We start from the raw sequence: 17,267 nt of genomic DNA, 5'->3' as shown, positions 1-17,267 counted from the left end.
AAAATGATACTTCGAAATACAACAAAAACTAAAATAATTAAAACATCAGTCAACTTTGGAAAAGGAATGTCTTTTCACCTCGATAAATCAGGGCAACCTATTAAGACTGAAAAAGGCATCAGAACTCACTCATATAGGCACGATAAAATAGAACCTAATTTTCCAGTGCTATATCACCCGACTCGCTTCACAGAATGCCAAGAAATGAACTTATTTTTAATGCACCGCTTTGAAGGTCATTTCAGTCTCAAAAAGAATCAAATAGACAATGAGGCTTTTAGTGACGCTTATCATGCCAGCCAACCGGGAAAGCCATTAGATGTTAAGTCTGTTCGCAGTATAGCTAAGCACTTAAAAGCTTTCTTAGATTGGTTGGATAAAGATGGTGCATCCTATTTTGAAGTAATAGCCGCGCCACTTTCGAAACAGTCTGTAGATGATGAGATTTCTAGGTTACCTGTGTGGAGATATCACGAGCATTTGTGTGAAAGAATCGAAACCAAAGATAAGTCTAAACGCATAAGCTTTAACAGTGCTCAAGAACGAATTAGAGCGGTTAAAGCATTCTATATATGGAGTCATAAACGCGGGGCTATAGATAGCCTCCCTTTTTCGCTCGAATATAAACAGGTACGTATTAAAACAAAAGCTAAATCAGGTGTCAGTTCGTTGTTTCAATTACCTACCAGCAACAATCGTTCTGGGGGCTTATGGAAATGGGTCAGTAATTTGAGCATTCCAAATACATTGAAACAAAAAGAAGACTCACCAGACAAAGGTCTACAACCATATTCTCCAAAAGAACTTAAACAATTACTGGAGACGAATACAGCTCAAAAAGAGACTTATAAACTTTATTTGCAATGTGCTTTGCTAGGTGGACTTCGTTCTTTTGAGATTTCAGCCATCGACCAGAAAGACCTTTTTGATCCTGATGAAAAAGAAAACGAGAAACGTATTCCAAAATTGAACATTGTACGAAAAGGACATAAGCCAGTGAGATTAACAATAGCGCGAGTTCTAATGAAGCTTTTGTACAATCACACTTTGACAATTCAAAATATGAAGCGACGTACCAAACATGAGACTAATCATGGTATGGACAATAGTGAACATCCGCTTCCTTTGTTTATGAATAGTTCAGGATCGCGGATAAGCGAAGATACACCGGGGAATACTATTTCCATAGTTAGAAAAGAACAAAGGAAGCAGGGATTAGAAATACTATTACGCACATTCCATGACTTACGCGCTACCTTTGCTACTTATGTCGCTAAATACCTAATTGACAAAGGTGAATCGGAGAGTTCCATCAGACAGACACTAATGACCTTGATGAGTCACGAAAGTTTTAAAACAACCAAACGTTACATCGACTTTGCCAAAAGTGTAGCAGTGGATGCATACGGAGCAATGTCAGAGTGGGTGAAAGATATCTACGGTGATGTTGACGAATTACTGATGCGTGAGGCTGAAGATGCAGCAGCAAGTTAAAACGCGGAAGTCCAATCGTATTCCTGCTAGATTTAAACCTCATTCAATTGTTCTAGCCAAACAGTTAGACGTTTTATTTAACAGGGCATATGACAAAGAAAACAATATTAGCGCAGATGACGACACTGCTATTTCAATGAGTCGCTTGCGGAATGCTTGTGTCAGTTTACAACACACTCTTCCTCTAGCCCTTAATAAGGTTAGTACAGATACTGCGACATCAATTCAAACTTCGGGATTAAATGCTCTATCAGACTTTGAAATTTGGCAAGAACTGGAATACTTTTGCATTAATGAAATAAATGATGTCAAGCTACCTAGTTATGCTACTCGTATAGAAGAAGCCTTAGAAAACTTAGCTAAGTTTCATTTTTATGATAACGCTATCAACGCTCCTTTTAGGCTAGTAAATGGGGCTACTTCAATCGACATAACTAAATTATTCGAACTTGAATTCCATCAAGTAAAAGAGATTCGTAAATTACTAAATAAATATCTGGACTATCTCGTCCTTCCAGAATTAAGCCTCAAAGATTCTTCTATTAGGGACAATATCCTCAAAACTGCGACAGCTATTATAAATCTTTGTCTACATGATACTTTTAAGAATACTGAACGCGTCAAACTGCCATTATTGGCAACATTACAGGATAGGGAATTCGTTTCATCATTTATATGCAATCACAACTTCCGTACTTTTTTAAAATTTATACTACCCGATGTGTGGGGTAAAGCTAGAGTCAATCAATTTAAAACTGAAGCCGAAGTAATAGGGTATGCACAAAGCATATCATCCAAATTTGGCAATGAAGTTGATGCTTTTTTGAAAAATCAGATAGCAAGCGCTTCGGAAGCTAATACAACAAGAGTTAGATCCTCAACTTTATCATTTCCAAGGTGGTTGAATAGTGCTGGTAGCGTAGCATCACCAATAATTAAGCTGCTTAGTGAGCGTGGAATTCAAGGGTTTGCAGAAAATGGCCTTCAGGGATTTAAATACCTTTATAAGCATTACCAAGAAGAAACTCAAAATAACCAGCAGTTTTTACTGCTACTAAACGCTGCATTGGACCTTTACCACTTTGTTACGGGTGAAAAAATCGCAAAGGAAAGTTTATTACCCTACTCATTGGGCTATTACCTTAAAGAAAGTGACACTACCGAATGGCAGAAGCATGAGTGGGTATATGACAATGCCTATAAATTTTATCAAAACCTAGTCGAATACCATAAAGTTTTTACAAAGCGAATTGATGGCGAGAGCATAGGTATCGTCACTCTCAAAGGTTACATAGGTAGTATGGCTAGAGCATTGAAAGAAAATGCATCATCATTAACAGATGAACAAATGAAGCTTATTGCCAGTCATGGGGTTCATGCTTTTGTTGAAAATAACTGTGAGATACTAAAGGCTATAAGAGAGGCAATTCAACTAAAATCAAAACAAGGCGACTTGTCGGTTTTTGTTGGTAATCAATATCAGAGCGCTATCGACAAATTACTATCGTTTTATGGTCTAGATACTATTAAAAGCTTTCCGGTCAACACCGAATTAACTGCACAACATCAAGAGCAACTCTCTCAGAATCAAGATAAGCTCTACTCATATAGAGAAGTAGTAGAATTAGCATATTACATAGAAAAAGGGCTTTCTGAGACCTTACTCACAATTAAAGACAAAGTTACACTTTATGCAGCAAAAGTCATATTGAAAACTGGTTGGAATTCAACTCCTACGCTAGAGCTTGATACTGACGACTTATTTTTCTTTAACACGCCATTACATTCAAGTAAAACTCCTGCTCTTCGTTTATTTAAACGCCGAGCTAATTATCAAACACAATGGCATAAATTTGAAATTCAAGCCGAAGATCTAGAAAAAGAAGGCGTCTTATACGGCGACGTTGTCGAACCAGTAATATTTGATATTAAGGCTGCGACTAAACTTACGTCTATTTACCGCCCTTCTATTGAGAACCTATCAAAAAGAATTTTTGTTTTTCCCAAAGTAAATAGTATTGGAGAAGTAAAGATTCAATTATTAACAGCATCACGTTTCAAGACCACTATAGATAGGATATTGACTGAGCTTGGGTGTGATATCGTATTTAATTCGCAAAAGATCAGAAAATCAGGGCTTAACTACATTTACCGAAAAGTTGCCAAAGAATTTAAGTGGTATCAAAAAGCTGGCAAGCACTCTTATGAAACGTTCTTGCGTCATTATTTAATGCAAGATAACAAAGATGTTGCAATGACAATCAACAGAGCGACAAAAACAATGGCAGACTATTTTGTTCGCGATGTTACCGACAAAGTAATCATTTTGCAGACTCCACCAGAAGACGGTAAAAAAGTCCCGAATGGCACATGCATTAACTCAAAAGATAAATCCGCAGTAGTGGCATTCGAATCACAAAACAGGAAATTATTAGACCAGCGAGATACAAACGAGCATGCATGTGCCGACTTTAACGCATGCTTGTGGTGTCCGTTCTATCGCTGTGTTGCTGACGCATTGCATGTTTGGAAACTTTTGTCATACCGGGATTTTGTTGTTGCTGATATGGAAAACTCAGCCGCAACATTTGACTCTATAACAGAGCAACTGGAAAACATAGAGCAGTTGAAAAATAGGGTTAACGAAATATTAGCTGATATTGCCAAGCTTAATGCTCAAGCTGTGACTGATGGAAAAGAACTATTGAGAACAGAGGGTATTCATCCTCATTGGAAAAACACAGGTTTGCTATGACCAAAGAGATAACTAAAACAAAACTACTTGATATCGCTGTTGTAAAAACACATACAGGTCAAATCACTATAAAACCTTTGGTTCAGGTGTTAGAAGATTTTAAAGTTGATGATACTAGCGCTTTTAATTCGATTGCTTTGTGGGAAAACAGAGCATTGAATATTGCTAAACATGGCACTATTCACTTTGGCGATGACACTTGGATAAGCTATGAAGAAACGCAAAGAAATGTGAATTTTAAAGGTGTTGATGAATTAGCATATCAAATTCGAATTTATTCACTAATTAAACTCACACATGGTGATGTTGTAGGCGGTAAACCTCTAAAAATCTCTACACTTCAAAATGATGTAACGTATCTAAATTTATTTGCAGCCTTCTTAAGACAAAGAGGTTATCACTCATTTCATGAGTTGGAGTTCAAATCTGACTTAGTTATTAGGAATCTCATAAAAGACTATTTATATGAAGTCAGGAAAATAGCTATTTACAGACAATCACACTCATTTACTAAACTATTTGACGTGCAGCGCAGCTTTCGTCTTTTTGGCCCTAAGGTGTGTAGTGTTTTTATTGATGTACTTAACCAACTAAACGAGTTACACCATCCGAGACCAGTCACTTATTCGCACCCTGTCATTCCTACTAAAGTAATGAAAAAAATTCTGAAGTTTGCAGAAAAAATAGTTGAAAACTCTAAGGATAAGATAGAACGATGGCTAGAATTAAATGCACGCTTAATAGATAGTTTAAATGAAGGCTCCGTTGAACCACCGCCCAAAATTAGTACAGGTGAGCTAATAGCAAAACATGTAAGAAACTTACCCGATGAAGTGGAATTCATTCAATTATCCGAAGAATTAGAAGATTTAAAATTAGCCACATACATTAATATCTTGGCCTATACAGGCATGAGATATAACGAAGTACTTACATGCAAGGTTGGCTGTGCCAATTACAAAGATGATATTTATTACATTACGGCAATCATGACCAAAACCGACAACAGTAAGGTTGAGATGGAATGGTTTTCAAACGCTGAAGTACATGAGTGTGTTGGTATTTACGAAAAATATGTGTTCGGTATGCAAGAAAGGGCAAAAGCTGTACTTTCTTCATGCAGAGCCAATATAACAAGTAGTCAAGCACACAACTTGAAAGAAGGGTTAGAAAGAAACCGTCTTTTCGGGGTTTCACATAGTAGCTGTAGTGTTAGTTTTAGCGATGCTGGGCGATTCACAAAATTTGAGGTTAAAAACAGTGAAAACATTGAGCTTTTTGACTTAACTCTAGACGATGATGATATAGCAGAGCTTGAACGCCTTGAATCTAACTACAAAGAAGTTAGAGGAGAGAATAGAGGTGTCCCATACGAAGAAGGCGATACGTTTAGATTAACCGCTCACATGTTTCGACATACGTTGGCCTACTTTGTCATTGCCAATAAATTAGGTGAGCTTGATGATATTAGATATCAATTTAAACATTTAACCAGCCTAATGACGTTTGTTTATACTCGAAGAGCATTTTTGGCCTCAACAACTTTAATTAAAACTACTGAAGAGTTTAATGAGATTTTAATTGACCGTGTTGCAGAAGAGTTAATAGATGAAGCCGAGTCACAATCACTTAAAGGTGGTGCTGGTGAGCAAATTAATAAAACATCTAAAGATCTGATAATAGGTATTACTGATAGTCAAAGTAAAGATTCGACTGTGATTAAGCAGATCCATTTCAGTTCAATTGAAGAACTGAAAAAATTTCTCGTCAAAAATATTAAAAACATACGTGGCTTGCCTACGGGGTACTGCACTGCGGGAGAAGCTTGCAAGATAAAAGGAGCAGGAATCCCTAGTGGCTGTGTGTATTGTGGTAGTAAAATCATTACCAAACGCCACAAGGTCAATTGGCAAGTGATAAAAAAAGATGCGACCCAGAAACTAGAGGCATATGCAGCATCAACCACAGAAGAGCAAGAAGATTACGAGCTATTTGCTATTCACTGGAAAAATAATATAGCAGCAGCTGACTATGTATTAGATGAAGGCAAAGCGCATACAAACCAAGGAGAACAAGCATGAGTAGCGCATATGATGATATAAAACGTGCTTTTGAAGAGATGAAATCTGATGGCAGCAAGATAACCAAAAATGCAGTAGCAACGAGAGCTAAAAGAAATATTGCGAATCTATCTAAAGAAGAAGAAAAATGGGTAAAGTTACGAGAAAGTATTGAAAAAGCTCAATTAACTTGGGAAGAAAAAAATAAAGATAATTTAATAAAACAACTCAGAACAAAGGTAGCCGAACTAAAAAGCAAGCTTGCTAAAGAAAAGCAAAAAAATAATATCGGCACTAAGGAAATCGATAATAAAGATACAAAGTTATTAGTGTTGTTGAGTGAAATGTACGCAGAAATAGATAAGCTCAAACTGATTAATGCCGATTTACAAAATCAACTTCAGCATTCAGGGCAACATACAGAAATAAGAGTGGATACGTCTACTGGTGAAATTATTGAATTAGTTTCAACGAAACAATAGATTAGATGTAGTAGCTCATATCTCAACTTACAGTTTTGTTGATTAGGCTTAGACTTCACCTGACAGGCAGCAAGAGCGAACAAGAGACGGTCAGAGTGATCTGGATATGTGAACTTAATTCTACAAAGAGGACGCTTAGCGACCCCGTTCATGCAATAAAATTGAGTTTAGGCAATCCGCATTAATTGTATAATGATATTTCTGCTTCTAAAGAGTATGTTTATGAGAACCATTGGAAAACTGGCAAAAGATTTAGATATCAATGTTGAAACAATCCGTTTCTATGAGCGCCAAGGTCTGATAGAGCAACCTTTAAAACCAGAGTCTGGTTACAGAATGTATGGCGATGCCCTTACCAGTCAACTCAAATTTATTCTGAAAGCTAAAGCATTAGGGTTTACGCTGAAAGAAATTGAATCGCTTATGTCACTAAGTGACAGTTGCGCTGATATTGAGTCGATGGGGTTGCAAAAACTTAATCTCATTCGTAATAAAATTGCTGATTTACAGCGATTAGAGAAAGTAATTCAAGATATGACAGATTCTTGCAAGGCCAATCAAGACCCTCAATCCTGCCCGGTAATAAATTCACTTAAATAGCTATTGACCCCGTACTTATGTACGGAGTTTATACTACCTTAAAAATTGAGGTAGATAGTTATGATCAATAAAATTCTAGATAAAGTAGGTTCTGGTGGCGTTTGGCTAGCCGCCCTTAGCTGCACAGCATGTTTTCCTGCACTCGGCTCATTGGCATCTGCTCTTGGGTTAGGTTTTCTTTCACATTTTGAAGGGATAGCGGTGAACACCTTATTGCCATTATTTGCTTCACTAGCGTTGTTAGTTAATTTCTATAATTGGTATCAACATCGAGATTCATTGAGAGGCGTTTTAAGTGTCATTGGCCCAATTGCAGTATTGCTGACCCTTTATCCTTTATGGCAATACGACTGGAGCACTTACTTATTTTACTTTGGGATCATTTGGATGGTCGTAATGTCTATTTTAGATATTGTTAAGCCCATTAAGGAACCAGTATGCAAGGTATAGAACTAGAATCTAAAATCACTTGCCCTGAATGTGGATTTAGCAAAGTTGAAACCATGCCTACAAACGCTTGCCAATGGTATTACGAATGCGAAAGCTGTAAAGCACTACTTAAACCGTTCAAAGGTGATTGTTGCGTTTACTGCTCTTATGGAACAGTTAAGTGTCCTCCTATTCAAGAAGGCAATGCATGTTGCTCAGGTAAGTAGCCTAGTATTCGGTGGTTCTGTGCCAACCAAGTAATATCTTAAATGCGATTGCGATTAACACTAAACCACCAAATAGTTCAGCTTTAGACTCCAGCCATACGCCACTTCTTTCGCCGATATTCACACCAATCTAGCTAAAGGCAAACGTCGTGACGCCTATTATCAAGCAAGCTACGGCTATGTCTACCTCAAGCAATGTGATTGCATAACCTGCCGCCATTGCATCAATACTGGCGGCAATAGCAAGAACAAATAGCACACGATGAGTAACATTAGCAATATCTTCTTCAATTCCTTCAGATTGGGACTCATAAATCATTTTTGCCACCGATAAATAATAGCAAAATAAAAGCTATCCAAGGTGCATAATCTTCAATCCAAGATGATCATCCTTTACCGCTGTAATAGCCTAAAAGAGGTATAAAGCCTTGGAAAAATCCAAAATAAGCAACGGCTTTAATAAAGAGTTTTTCAGCATTTGCTACTTTTTTAGAACCTAAGCCTATGGATACTGCAAACACGTCCATACTGAGTGCTATAGCTAATACAAATACTTCAAACAAATCGATTAAACCTGAATAAAATTGTTATAAGATTACGTGACGTATAATTAGTTACTTGACTGATGTTAAACACCTAAGGTTTGCTGACAGTTGCTCAATTATCGAAGCCTTATTTTTACACCAAATTTCAGCCAGATATTCAGTAACAGTGCCAACACTTGAAGGAAACAGAATATTCCCCGCCACTTTGGCGAAAGGGCCATCAGTTTCGAGTAAAATCCTATCTTGAGGTATCCACGATATTACTTTTTTAGCTCTGGCTGAAGTAAGCATGGCTGGCCCAATAGAAAAGAAACAGCCTAGCTCGACGGCTTCTAGAACTTGCTTCTTAGTACCTAAAAACCAATGAAGAATAGAAGTACCAGCATCGGGGTATAACTTAAGTTGTTCAAGTACTTCACCTGTCGCATTAAGACTATGGATAGTTAATATTTTGTTATCGAAGCCTTCACATTTTTTCAAAATATGCGTAAAAACCTCTAATTGATCATCAAAGTAATCAGCATAACCTTTTGAGCCATCCAGCCCAATTTCTCCAATATATCTAGTTCTATCAACTAGCTTATCGAATAGAGGTAGTTCATTTTTCCTTAAATGAGCAAGTTGAGGGTGCAGACCCAAAGCCGTTTTACAGTGTTTTATGTCACTTGTTAACTGGACAGTACCTTCAAAAGCTGACGGCACCGTAGTTACTGATAGCACGTAATAATTACTGCTTTTTATGTCGTTCAATACCTCTTGATAATCTGGATATAAATCAACATGGCAATGAAGATCCATCATGATGATTTATCCGCTTGGAGAAATAATTCAACCTCTGCCAATCCTCGCTTAATAGTTGATTCTAATTTTTCTCGTATATCTTTTTCTTGTGGTATTGGTCCTGACTTTCGAAGCCAAGAACGATAGTTATCTGATTGTTTCAATCTAATAATGGCAGTTTGAACCGCTTGGAGATCATCGCGAGTATCTTTTTCTTTAATAAGACCTCTCAACCGCTTTGTCTTGTATGGCGCATCTTGTGTAAAACCAGCATGAAAAACTGACGCTCTTCGAATAAGGCAAGGTACACAATGCCCACACTGTTTATGCTCTCTGTGCCAATGACTACAAGAAACACTCAGAGGAACTGCTTTTCTAATTGCGTCTTGATCAACACATTCCGCTAACATTTCACCTTTAGTTTTGAATTGATAGGGGTTTACAAATTTGACATGAAACCCAGTGTCTCTAAGCAAAGATTCAAGCCTGCTTAGAAAATTAGGATGAGTAGTTCTAGTACTATGGCTACCAATCCGTCTTCTGGTAAGCGGTGGATTTATAGAAATATAGCCATTCTCAGGGACGACAATAGTTTCAATACTGCTATCGCAATTAGCATTTCTTAAGGCTGATATACCAAGTACCGCCATAGCTAGGAAGTTGAAGCTTCTTCCCCTCATGCTAATGTCAGTTTTACCTTCTAACTGCTTGATAATATGAGGAGACATTGAATAGGACAATTCGCCGAATGGCGGGGACAATAATTGCTTAATATCTTCCTGTTTTGCGCCATCACCACGATAAGCGTGACTAACCAAAAGCGGTTTTAAGGCTGACTCTCCGTTTAAAATGTCAATTGCACCAACTGCGCTATCAAGACCTCCTGAAAAAAGGCAGACTGAGTTGAGTCCAATTAATGATTTTGCTTTTGCTTTCGCTTGCTCACTTGTTTTAGGAGTCGGCATCGGCATAGTTGTTTTTTCAAAAGTAAACTGCCATTGATCGCCCGTTAGAAAGTTGAGCAAAGAACTTAGTTCAGGCTCAACAGTATTCCACATATCCTCATCGGTAACAGGAACATGCAAGTGCATTTTTCTAGCCCATGCATTTTCTGCATTATCCCTCAATTCAAATGTATCAGCGGCGGTAACGGCGGTTGCAATTGTTATCAGATCTATTGCATCAGCATCTACATGCAATCCTAAATCACGAACTGTTTGTAGTAGTTGTTTTGACACCAAGCTGTGCTTAGTGATGTCATTTTGATGCGTGTGAAACATTTGGACAGGATGACAGTCTTCAGAAAAATCAGGCAAGTTAGCTGGGTCATGGTTAAAATAAAAATTAGTCATCAAAACTCTCCCATTCATCCACTGTCATTGCAATTGCATCAGCTTGAATTTTAGTAATATTTTCCTTGCTAATAGTACTAGGGTTGCCATTAGTTACTTTGTCTAACTGCTCTTGTGTGATCACTTTTATTAATTCCCTTAATTCTACTTCCATTTGATGATGCTTGCTTGCTGGCTCTACATGAAACCAAGCTCTGCCCATGCCTTCAACCACATCCTGAAAAATAAGATCTGTTAAATAACAGCCTATGGCTTCTTGAATAACTTCGTCAGTAAAACTGTTTGGGTCAAATTCTTCTGTATCGGGGAGTGCTTCTTCTAGTGCGTAATCCAACGCAACTCTTACAGCATCCGAATCGGCATTATCAGGTGCCAAATGACTAGCAATTTTGTCAATTGCTTGGTCAGTCGATAACCCAGTTAGATCACCTAATGATAAGCTTTGATTATTAACCGTTACGGTGTCGCCACGCATGACACCAAGCAATCCAGAACCAGCCGTTATACCGCTTGCTAGTCTCCGGCTTGTGCTTTTACCTCCGCCAGAGCCTTTTCTAGAGTAGCTTTTTAATGAACGCCTTAGATCTGAGGTTGAGCCACCTGTTTGTGCATATTTACCAAATGCTCTTCTGGCGCTGGCAAACCTATTTGGAGGTGGCGTTGCTGTTGGCGAACCACCGATTTCTTGTTGAACCTTGTCATTGTCAATATCGTTGGTATGGTCATTCTGATCATCAGATTGATTGTTATCAGAACCAGTTTGATCATCCCCATCAGTACCTGATGCAGGCTCTATTGTGACGGGATCTCCTTGCTCTGCCCAAGATGGAATTAGCGGACTCTTGTTATTCGGTCCTGTAGACGATGCGGACGTACCCATATTACTTAATTCCCTCTAGTTCTTTTAAGATTGGATTGAGCCACCTTTGACGAGGCAAGCTTTTTAAGAATGTAAGAAGACTTAAGCAACATTTATCATCCTGCTTGGCAAGTAACACGGCTCCATAGATGCCTGTTGGTTTTTCGGTCCAATCACCAATCAACTTAAAGTTTTCAATCAAACCATCCATGACTGACATGTACTCTTCCTTCGGAGTTGTGGTAATCGCAGTAGAGTTAACGCCACTGACCCTTACCTTTTGCTTCATTAATTCTTCTACAAGTTTTTGAGCAGCTCCCGACATTACCGCATTAACAGCACCCATTGGAATGCTTTCTCGGCTAAGGTATGCCGCTGGGGTCAAATCCATCTCAGTAAACATTGGAGGTAATTTTGACCATTTATCAATAAAAGCTAGGTCGAGTTTCCACTCTTCAGGTAACTTTATTTCATCAAATTCAACTTCTGAATTTTCGAGATCCGCTAAAACTTTTGGATATCCGTTTTCCTTATCAATTAATTCATAAAGCTTGTTAGTAGCCTGAGTGCCTAAGCACCTCTCAAAAATTACCAGCTTAGTGATAGTTTTCTCGTCAAGCTGCATTCCTCGACGGTGAGCCGTTTTCTTTCTCATCTTAACTTGATTGAGTAATCGCTTAACTATGCGAGGGTTACCGTTAATGTTTGTGGATTCAGCTAATAGTGGAGCTAACTGTTCAGCAACTACAAATTTGCTTCTGAGTCCTGAATGCTTTTCGATATCGTGATCCTGAAGAAGCTCATCAACGGTAATTTGTGGTTGTTTCCAAGAAAGCCTTAATGATTCTTCAAGGGCACATCTTATCGCTTCTAACTGAGCATCTGTCACTCCGTGGTCTTGAGCGGTGAGCATCATTAAATATGCCCTTATCTCAAGAACACCGGGCCTTGGTACATGCACAGGAATTTGAATAAGCTTGTCTAAATAATCAGTTTGATGTCGTTGAGATGCACCTTTGTGATATTCAGGTACTGCCAAACGGATCATGTCTTCATCGGCGGCAATGACAAATGCGGTATTTGGTAAAAATAGAAATAATCTGATCGCCTCAAGTGTTGAAATGGCATTAAATGGAGAGCAGCGATCTAAATTATCGACATAGACAATAAGTGGCTTATCAAACTCCTTTAACAGATCAGAATATGCTTTTCGGAATTCTTTAATTTCTTTAGGAGGTGAGAATGATTTCTTATCTTTGATCAAACCTTTGTTTTTCTTCGCAACATCCTTAGCGCCATCGACAGCACCTTTTACATCATCAACATCAAGTTCACCATCGTCACCACCACTGAATAGTCCCATGATCTTCTGTATACCACCCATAGTCGGTATACCAGCTAATGCTGCACCACCATCCATTAGCAGTCCCATCAGTCTGATCTTATCTATTCGTCCAGCAAACTCTATTGCTTTTGCACTTAGATTTTTATCGTCTGCTGCTTTTTTTACTAAAGTAGATGCAATTGTTTCTAATAGCGCTGCTTTAGCGTCATCGTATCCTTGGAAAGTCCATGCATCGAAATGCACTTGTATATATTCTTGTTCATCAGTTTCCAAAGATGCTTTGGTAAGTTCAAGAATCGTGGATTTTCCAGCGCCCCAATCACCAAAGACACCTATACTAATAGGCATTAATTCCTTTTCAGTGATAAGATCTTTAATCGACTCAGCCGCTTCATTAAAATTTAAGAAGTCAATTTTTGACTCTTTATCAGACCACATAACATCTCCTTTTATTTATTATTTTTTTGTTCCATTCTTTCAATAGTTCGATGAACCGTCGGGCGGCTAACAGAATATTTCTTCGCTAATGCAGAGATCGATTCACCATTTAATTTATCTTTATATAATTCTTTCGCTTGTTTGTCTGATAAAGCAGGCAACCTACCCATATGTTTGCCTTTAGCCTTCGCTTCTTCGCGACCTTCTGCGGTTCTGGCTTTTATAAGATCCCGCTCAAGTTGAGCGAATACTCCACATAGGTTGATCATGGCGGTGGCAAACGGATTATCATTTTTAGTATTGAGAGAGCCGTCGATAATATTTAAACAAGCCCCCTTTTTGTGGATACTTTCAATAGCCTCAAGAATAGACTTTAATGATCGGCCTAGCCGATCAAGGCGAGTAACAATTACCTCATCACCCTCCCTGATAAAATCGATGAGTTCCTTTAGCTTTTCTTCATTTCTAATGGAAGCACCTGACTGTTTTCCTTGAAATATTTTTTCACAGCCATGAGCGTCCAACTTGGACAGTTGAATATTTAAATCTTGCTCTTTAGTTGAGACTCTTGCAAAACCAACTTTCATATGTACGAAACCTGTAACTTTCGTACATCTTAACAATCAAGTGAACGAAAGTACATTAAATAAATTTCGTACATGAACGTAATAAAATATAGTTATTCGTACACAACACGGATAGAAAATGAATGACAATTCTAACTATCAAGTGACTTAATTATTCCACACGCTTCAATGGTGTTTTCAGTTGTACACAAACTTGCCATTTGTTGAAGCTCAGCTTTTAGTGCTTTGAGTTCTCTCATTCGATTGTTAACTAAGGCCAATTGTTGAGCAATGAGCTTATTAACACTTGCACAGCTTTCTTCTGGCTTATTTTTCAGTTCCATAAGGCGTTTAACATCTGTTAGAGGGATATCCAAACTTCGGCAATGCTTTATAAACTCTAATTCTTTTAAAGCCCGTTCACCGTATAACCTGTAATTCCCTTCAGTACGTTCAGGAGTTGAAAGCAACCCTTCTTTCTCGTAATACCGAATTGTTTGTATCGAACACCCTGTCGTTTTTGAAAGTTCACCTATCTTCATAAAACTTTAGTCCTAAATCTTGACTCTATAGTCACTATAGACTTTATAGTTAAGTTATCAAGCAAATAACTAAGGCCGTGCAATGAGTGGTTGTGGTTGCGAAGTCGAACTAAAAGATGCGAAACAAAAACATGTGCTGTATTGGTTGCTAGGTATTAATGCGGTTATGTTCTGCGTTGAGATTACTGTGGGCCTATATGCAAACTCAACGGCTTTGATAGCAGATTCAATGGATATGCTGGCTGACGCAATTGTCTATGGTATTGCTCTATATGCCGTGAGCCGATCTTTAAAGCATAAAGCCAATGCAGCCCTTATCAGCGGTTACTTTCAGCTGACACTCGGAATACTGGTAATCTTTGACATAGTAAGAAGACTCGGAGAAGGTGAGCCTCACTCTTGGTTCATGATCGGCTTTGGTTTTGTAGCATTAATAGCAAACGTCATTTGTTTAGTTTTAATCAGAATGCAAAGCAATGGTGAAGTCCATATGCGTGCAAGCTGGATATTTTCAGCCAACGATGTGATCGCAAACTTGGGGGTCATTGCTGCTGGTGTTTTAGTGATGCTACTTGATTCTCGCTGGCCTGACATTGTGATTGGTAGTGTGATTGCAACCCTAATTTTAAGAGGGGCTTACCTGATTATTACTGATGCGAAGAAAGAGCTGAGCAACGCAGAGTTAACAAGCGAAAACAATAGCTGTAGTGGAAGTAAATCAAAATCATGTTCTTAAAGGAGATGGATAATGAGTGCTAATTATTTAGAGAAAACACAAATATTAGACTTAGATGATCACAGCATCCAATCTCTAATAGCAGATCGGAATTGGAATACAATGGATGAATACAACACAATAGGAGCTGCTTACACCTTTGTTAAAGATGAGATTCAGTTTGGTTACAACCGCAGCGATGATATATCTGCGAGTGAAGTTTTAGCGGATGGCTATGGACAGTGCAATACCAAGGGAAACTTGTTAATGGCTCTATTCCGAGCGCTTGGTATTCAGTGCCGATTTCATGGTTTCACGATTGACCAACAGCTTCAGAAAGGCGCTATTCCTTCTTATGTATTTTGGCTTGCCCCAAAATCCATTATCCATAGCTGGGTAGAAGTGCTCTATGAAGGTAAGTGGATCAATTTAGAAGGCTTCATTCTCGACGAAGCTTACCTAAGTTCAATTCAATCCAAATTCAGTCAAGCTAAAGATAATTTTTGTGGTTATGGAATAGCTACTACCTGCATAAGTAACCCAGAGACGAACTGGGTTGGTAAAGATACTTATATTCAAAAAGAAGGCATACACGACGACTTTGGCTTTTATGACTCACCCGATGAATTCTATGCTGAGCAGGGAACCAATCTAACGGGTATTAAACGTTGGGCGTACCAAAACTTTATCCGTCATATCATTAATTGGAATGTACAAAGGCTTAGAAGAAAAAATGTAACCGCCGAGGCTCAACATGCATAACCACTCTCACGGTCATGATCACCCTCACAATGATGAGGACGCTTCGAGACGCATTGGCTGGGCTTTTTTTCTAAACCTCACGTTTACCATCATCGAATTTATCGGAGGTTGGTTAACCAATAGTACGGCAATCATGGCAGATGCTATCCATGATTTAGGAGATAGCATCTCCATAGGCACCGCATGGGGATTAAATAAGCTCAGTAACAAGCCTGCCTCTAGCCAGTTTTCATATGGTTACAAGCGCTTTTCATTGCTTGGCGCATTGATTAACGGTTTGGTATTAACTGTTGGTTCTGTTTTTATACTAATTGAGGCCATACCAAGATTAGCTAACCCCGAAATGCCTCAAGTCGAAGGAATGCTTTTATTAGCTATTTTTGGCATGGTGGTAAACGGTTACGCTGCCTATAAGCTAAGTCATGGAAAGACCTTAAATGAACGAGTTTTAAACTGGCACTTGCTTGAAGACGTTTTAGGTTGGATAGCTATATTTATTGTATCAATCGTATTGATGTTTGTTGAATGGCCCATACTCGATCCTATTTTATCAATTGGGTTTACCCTTTTTATTTTATTTAATGTTGTAAGAACACTGAAAACGACACTTATGCTCTTCTTGCAAGCGACACCAGATATTGATCTTATTGAAAATATTAAATCGAAAATAGTTTCTAAAGCCATTGTGGGTGAAGTACATCACTTACACATCTGGTCACTTGATGGTGAACACAACGTTTTAACCGCCCATATTGTTTTAAACACTGAAATATCTAACGAAGAGCTGAAATCGTACAAGCTAGAGTTGCGACAGGAGCTTAAAGAGTTTGATTTTGCTCATACAACAATTGAAATAGAGTTCATAGACGAGCAATGTCGTGACGCAAGCTAAACGATAGTGTTAACATTGGCATAACTAAGAGATAGTTGAAACGAAATGAATATTAAACAATTCCCTGCATACATCATGATAGTGCTGATATTACTTCAGTCATTTTCTGCTGTGGCAAAAGTTGCTGATGTTCATATTGTTGATTCCGAGCATATAAAAACCGAGCATGTTCATGCTTTAGATGACCACATTTCTTCTGAAAAATTAATACAATCATCAGCAGATAATGACCAACACAACCCCGCTGATTGTCATCATTGCGGACACTGCAATGGCTCGCATGTACAGTTTGCTACGCATGTTTACATCAGTAGAGACATTGATTTCAAATCAAGTCAGGTATTTGATTATTTAAAAGTAGTCATTGAAGCTCCCCCTTCCAGATTACTTCGACCTCCCAAAAGTTAGTCCTTTTATTTAATTG

The 17,267-nt window shown here is 38.3% G+C and carries 17 protein-coding genes and 1 pseudogene; 11 read left to right on the top strand and 7 right to left on the bottom strand.

Translation table 11 applies throughout. The features are described from left to right. The first annotated feature begins 3 nt into the window (after positions 1 to 3). From NO991_RS15625 to NO991_RS15595, 7 genes are all read left to right on the top strand, one after another. Positions 4 to 1,494, top strand: a complete 1,491-nt coding sequence (locus tag NO991_RS15625; RefSeq protein ID WP_075594024.1) for a site-specific integrase — start codon at positions 4 to 6, stop codon at positions 1,492 to 1,494. Next, positions 1,478 to 4,249, top strand: coding sequence for a hypothetical protein (locus NO991_RS15620; protein ID WP_135923588.1), 2,772 nt, complete (start codon positions 1,478 to 1,480; stop codon positions 4,247 to 4,249). Before NO991_RS15625 ends, NO991_RS15620 begins: the two co-directional genes overlap by 17 nt. Further along, complete coding sequence (locus NO991_RS15615; protein ID WP_008113384.1) at positions 4,246 to 6,330, top strand: hypothetical protein; 2,085 nt, start codon at positions 4,246 to 4,248, stop codon at positions 6,328 to 6,330. Before NO991_RS15620 ends, NO991_RS15615 begins: the two co-directional genes overlap by 4 nt. Then, positions 6,327 to 6,791 carry a hypothetical protein gene (locus NO991_RS15610; RefSeq protein WP_008113385.1) on the top strand — a complete coding sequence of 155 codons (465 nt, stop codon included), beginning with the start codon at positions 6,327 to 6,329 and terminating at the stop codon, positions 6,789 to 6,791. Before NO991_RS15615 ends, NO991_RS15610 begins: the two co-directional genes overlap by 4 nt. Before the next feature lie 222 nt (positions 6,792 to 7,013). Next, positions 7,014 to 7,391: a MerR family transcriptional regulator gene (locus tag NO991_RS15605; protein ID WP_008464133.1), complete on the top strand. Its 378-nt coding sequence runs from the start codon at positions 7,014 to 7,016 to the stop codon at positions 7,389 to 7,391. Positions 7,392 to 7,451: 60 nt separating this feature from the next. Further along, a complete protein-coding gene (merC, locus tag NO991_RS15600) occupies positions 7,452 to 7,841 on the top strand; it encodes an organomercurial transporter MerC (protein ID WP_008109712.1) in 390 nt (129 codons plus the stop codon). Next, the gene (locus NO991_RS15595; RefSeq protein WP_371352172.1) at positions 7,829 to 8,047 is read left to right on the top strand and encodes a GDCCVxC domain-containing (seleno)protein; all 219 of its coding nucleotides are present in this window, start codon (positions 7,829 to 7,831) and stop codon (positions 8,045 to 8,047) included. Before merC ends, NO991_RS15595 begins: the two co-directional genes overlap by 13 nt. Before the next feature lies 1 nt (position 8,048). Here the strand turns inward: NO991_RS15595 and NO991_RS15590 are convergent. The 7 genes and pseudogenes from NO991_RS15590 to cadR all read right to left on the bottom strand — a co-directional run bounded on the left by NO991_RS15590 (position 8,049) and on the right by cadR (position 14,474). After that, a pseudogene (locus NO991_RS15590) lies at positions 8,049 to 8,610 on the bottom strand (manganese efflux pump MntP family protein). Between the two features lie 51 nt (positions 8,611 to 8,661). Continuing rightward, complete coding sequence (qatD, locus tag NO991_RS15585) at positions 8,662 to 9,393, bottom strand: Qat anti-phage system TatD family nuclease QatD (RefSeq protein ID WP_062566148.1); 732 nt, start codon at positions 9,391 to 9,393, stop codon at positions 8,662 to 8,664. After that, positions 9,390 to 10,724 carry a Qat anti-phage system QueC-like protein QatC gene (gene qatC / locus NO991_RS15580; protein ID WP_063702034.1) on the bottom strand — a complete coding sequence of 445 codons (1,335 nt, stop codon included), beginning with the start codon at positions 10,722 to 10,724 and terminating at the stop codon, positions 9,390 to 9,392. Before qatC ends, qatD begins: the two co-directional genes overlap by 4 nt. Further along, the gene (locus NO991_RS15575; protein ID WP_016708226.1) at positions 10,717 to 11,604 is read right to left on the bottom strand and encodes a hypothetical protein; all 888 of its coding nucleotides are present in this window, start codon (positions 11,602 to 11,604) and stop codon (positions 10,717 to 10,719) included. Before NO991_RS15575 ends, qatC begins: the two co-directional genes overlap by 8 nt. A 1-nt stretch (position 11,605) precedes the next feature. After that, complete coding sequence (locus tag NO991_RS15570; protein WP_371352171.1) at positions 11,606 to 13,366, bottom strand: P-loop NTPase fold protein; 1,761 nt, start codon at positions 13,364 to 13,366, stop codon at positions 11,606 to 11,608. An 11-nt stretch (positions 13,367 to 13,377) separates the two neighbouring features. Beyond that, positions 13,378 to 13,953, bottom strand: a complete 576-nt coding sequence (locus NO991_RS15565) for a recombinase family protein (RefSeq protein WP_062566150.1) — start codon at positions 13,951 to 13,953, stop codon at positions 13,378 to 13,380. A gap of 131 nt (positions 13,954 to 14,084) precedes the next feature. Then, the gene (gene cadR, locus NO991_RS15560) at positions 14,085 to 14,474 is read right to left on the bottom strand and encodes a Cd(II)/Pb(II)-responsive transcriptional regulator (protein WP_016708229.1); all 390 of its coding nucleotides are present in this window, start codon (positions 14,472 to 14,474) and stop codon (positions 14,085 to 14,087) included. Between the two features lie 82 nt (positions 14,475 to 14,556). On the opposite strand from cadR, the gene NO991_RS15555 reads away from it, so the two are divergent. Genes NO991_RS15555 through NO991_RS15540 form a run of 4 tightly spaced genes read left to right on the top strand, consistent with a single transcriptional unit; the run spans position 14,557 to position 17,251 of the window. Further along, positions 14,557 to 15,210 (top strand): cation transporter, encoded by a 654-nt coding sequence (locus NO991_RS15555; protein ID WP_016708230.1) that lies wholly within the window; start codon positions 14,557 to 14,559, stop codon positions 15,208 to 15,210. Between the two features lie 12 nt (positions 15,211 to 15,222). Then, positions 15,223 to 15,951 carry a transglutaminase family protein gene (locus NO991_RS15550; RefSeq protein ID WP_016708231.1) on the top strand — a complete coding sequence of 243 codons (729 nt, stop codon included), beginning with the start codon at positions 15,223 to 15,225 and terminating at the stop codon, positions 15,949 to 15,951. Continuing rightward, positions 15,944 to 16,843, top strand: coding sequence for a cation diffusion facilitator family transporter (locus NO991_RS15545; protein ID WP_016708232.1), 900 nt, complete (start codon positions 15,944 to 15,946; stop codon positions 16,841 to 16,843). The genes NO991_RS15550 and NO991_RS15545 overlap by 8 nt, the downstream gene beginning before the upstream one ends. Before the next feature lie 45 nt (positions 16,844 to 16,888). Then, entirely contained in the window at positions 16,889 to 17,251 is a 363-nt protein-coding gene (locus NO991_RS15540; protein ID WP_016708233.1) for a hypothetical protein, read from the top strand. Positions 17,252 to 17,267 lie beyond the last annotated feature (16 nt).

The sequence above is a fragment of the Pseudoalteromonas sp. DY56-GL22 genome, assembly GCF_041414715.1.
Classification (GTDB): domain Bacteria; phylum Pseudomonadota; class Gammaproteobacteria; order Enterobacterales; family Alteromonadaceae; genus Pseudoalteromonas; species Pseudoalteromonas simplex.
Note: the sequence above shows the minus strand (reverse complement) of the source record. Positions and strands in the feature narration are given on the sequence as shown.

What these genes read in the sequence shown, in the direction of transcription:
- NO991_RS15625 (WP_075594024.1), top strand. Translation starts at nt 4, where the DNA reads ATGATACTTCGAAATACAACAAAAACTAAAATAATTAAAACATCAGTC.
- NO991_RS15620 (WP_135923588.1), top strand. Translation starts at nt 1,478, where the DNA reads ATGCAGCAGCAAGTTAAAACGCGGAAGTCCAATCGTATTCCTGCTAGA.
- NO991_RS15615 (WP_008113384.1), top strand. Translation starts at nt 4,246, where the DNA reads ATGACCAAAGAGATAACTAAAACAAAACTACTTGATATCGCTGTTGTA.
- NO991_RS15610 (WP_008113385.1), top strand. Translation starts at nt 6,327, where the DNA reads ATGAGTAGCGCATATGATGATATAAAACGTGCTTTTGAAGAGATGAAA.
- NO991_RS15605 (WP_008464133.1), top strand. Translation starts at nt 7,014, where the DNA reads ATGAGAACCATTGGAAAACTGGCAAAAGATTTAGATATCAATGTTGAA.
- merC (WP_008109712.1), top strand. Translation starts at nt 7,452, where the DNA reads ATGATCAATAAAATTCTAGATAAAGTAGGTTCTGGTGGCGTTTGGCTA.
- NO991_RS15595 (WP_371352172.1), top strand. Translation starts at nt 7,829, where the DNA reads ATGCAAGGTATAGAACTAGAATCTAAAATCACTTGCCCTGAATGTGGA.
- qatD (WP_062566148.1), bottom strand. Translation starts at nt 9,393, where the DNA reads ATGATGGATCTTCATTGCCATGTTGATTTATATCCAGATTATCAAGAG.
- qatC (WP_063702034.1), bottom strand. Translation starts at nt 10,724, where the DNA reads ATGACTAATTTTTATTTTAACCATGACCCAGCTAACTTGCCTGATTTT.
- NO991_RS15575 (WP_016708226.1), bottom strand. Translation starts at nt 11,604, where the DNA reads ATGGGTACGTCCGCATCGTCTACAGGACCGAATAACAAGAGTCCGCTA.
- NO991_RS15570 (WP_371352171.1), bottom strand. Translation starts at nt 13,366, where the DNA reads ATGTGGTCTGATAAAGAGTCAAAAATTGACTTCTTAAATTTTAATGAA.
- NO991_RS15565 (WP_062566150.1), bottom strand. Translation starts at nt 13,953, where the DNA reads ATGAAAGTTGGTTTTGCAAGAGTCTCAACTAAAGAGCAAGATTTAAAT.
- cadR (WP_016708229.1), bottom strand. Translation starts at nt 14,474, where the DNA reads ATGAAGATAGGTGAACTTTCAAAAACGACAGGGTGTTCGATACAAACA.
- NO991_RS15555 (WP_016708230.1), top strand. Translation starts at nt 14,557, where the DNA reads ATGAGTGGTTGTGGTTGCGAAGTCGAACTAAAAGATGCGAAACAAAAA.
- NO991_RS15550 (WP_016708231.1), top strand. Translation starts at nt 15,223, where the DNA reads ATGAGTGCTAATTATTTAGAGAAAACACAAATATTAGACTTAGATGAT.
- NO991_RS15545 (WP_016708232.1), top strand. Translation starts at nt 15,944, where the DNA reads ATGCATAACCACTCTCACGGTCATGATCACCCTCACAATGATGAGGAC.
- NO991_RS15540 (WP_016708233.1), top strand. Translation starts at nt 16,889, where the DNA reads ATGAATATTAAACAATTCCCTGCATACATCATGATAGTGCTGATATTA.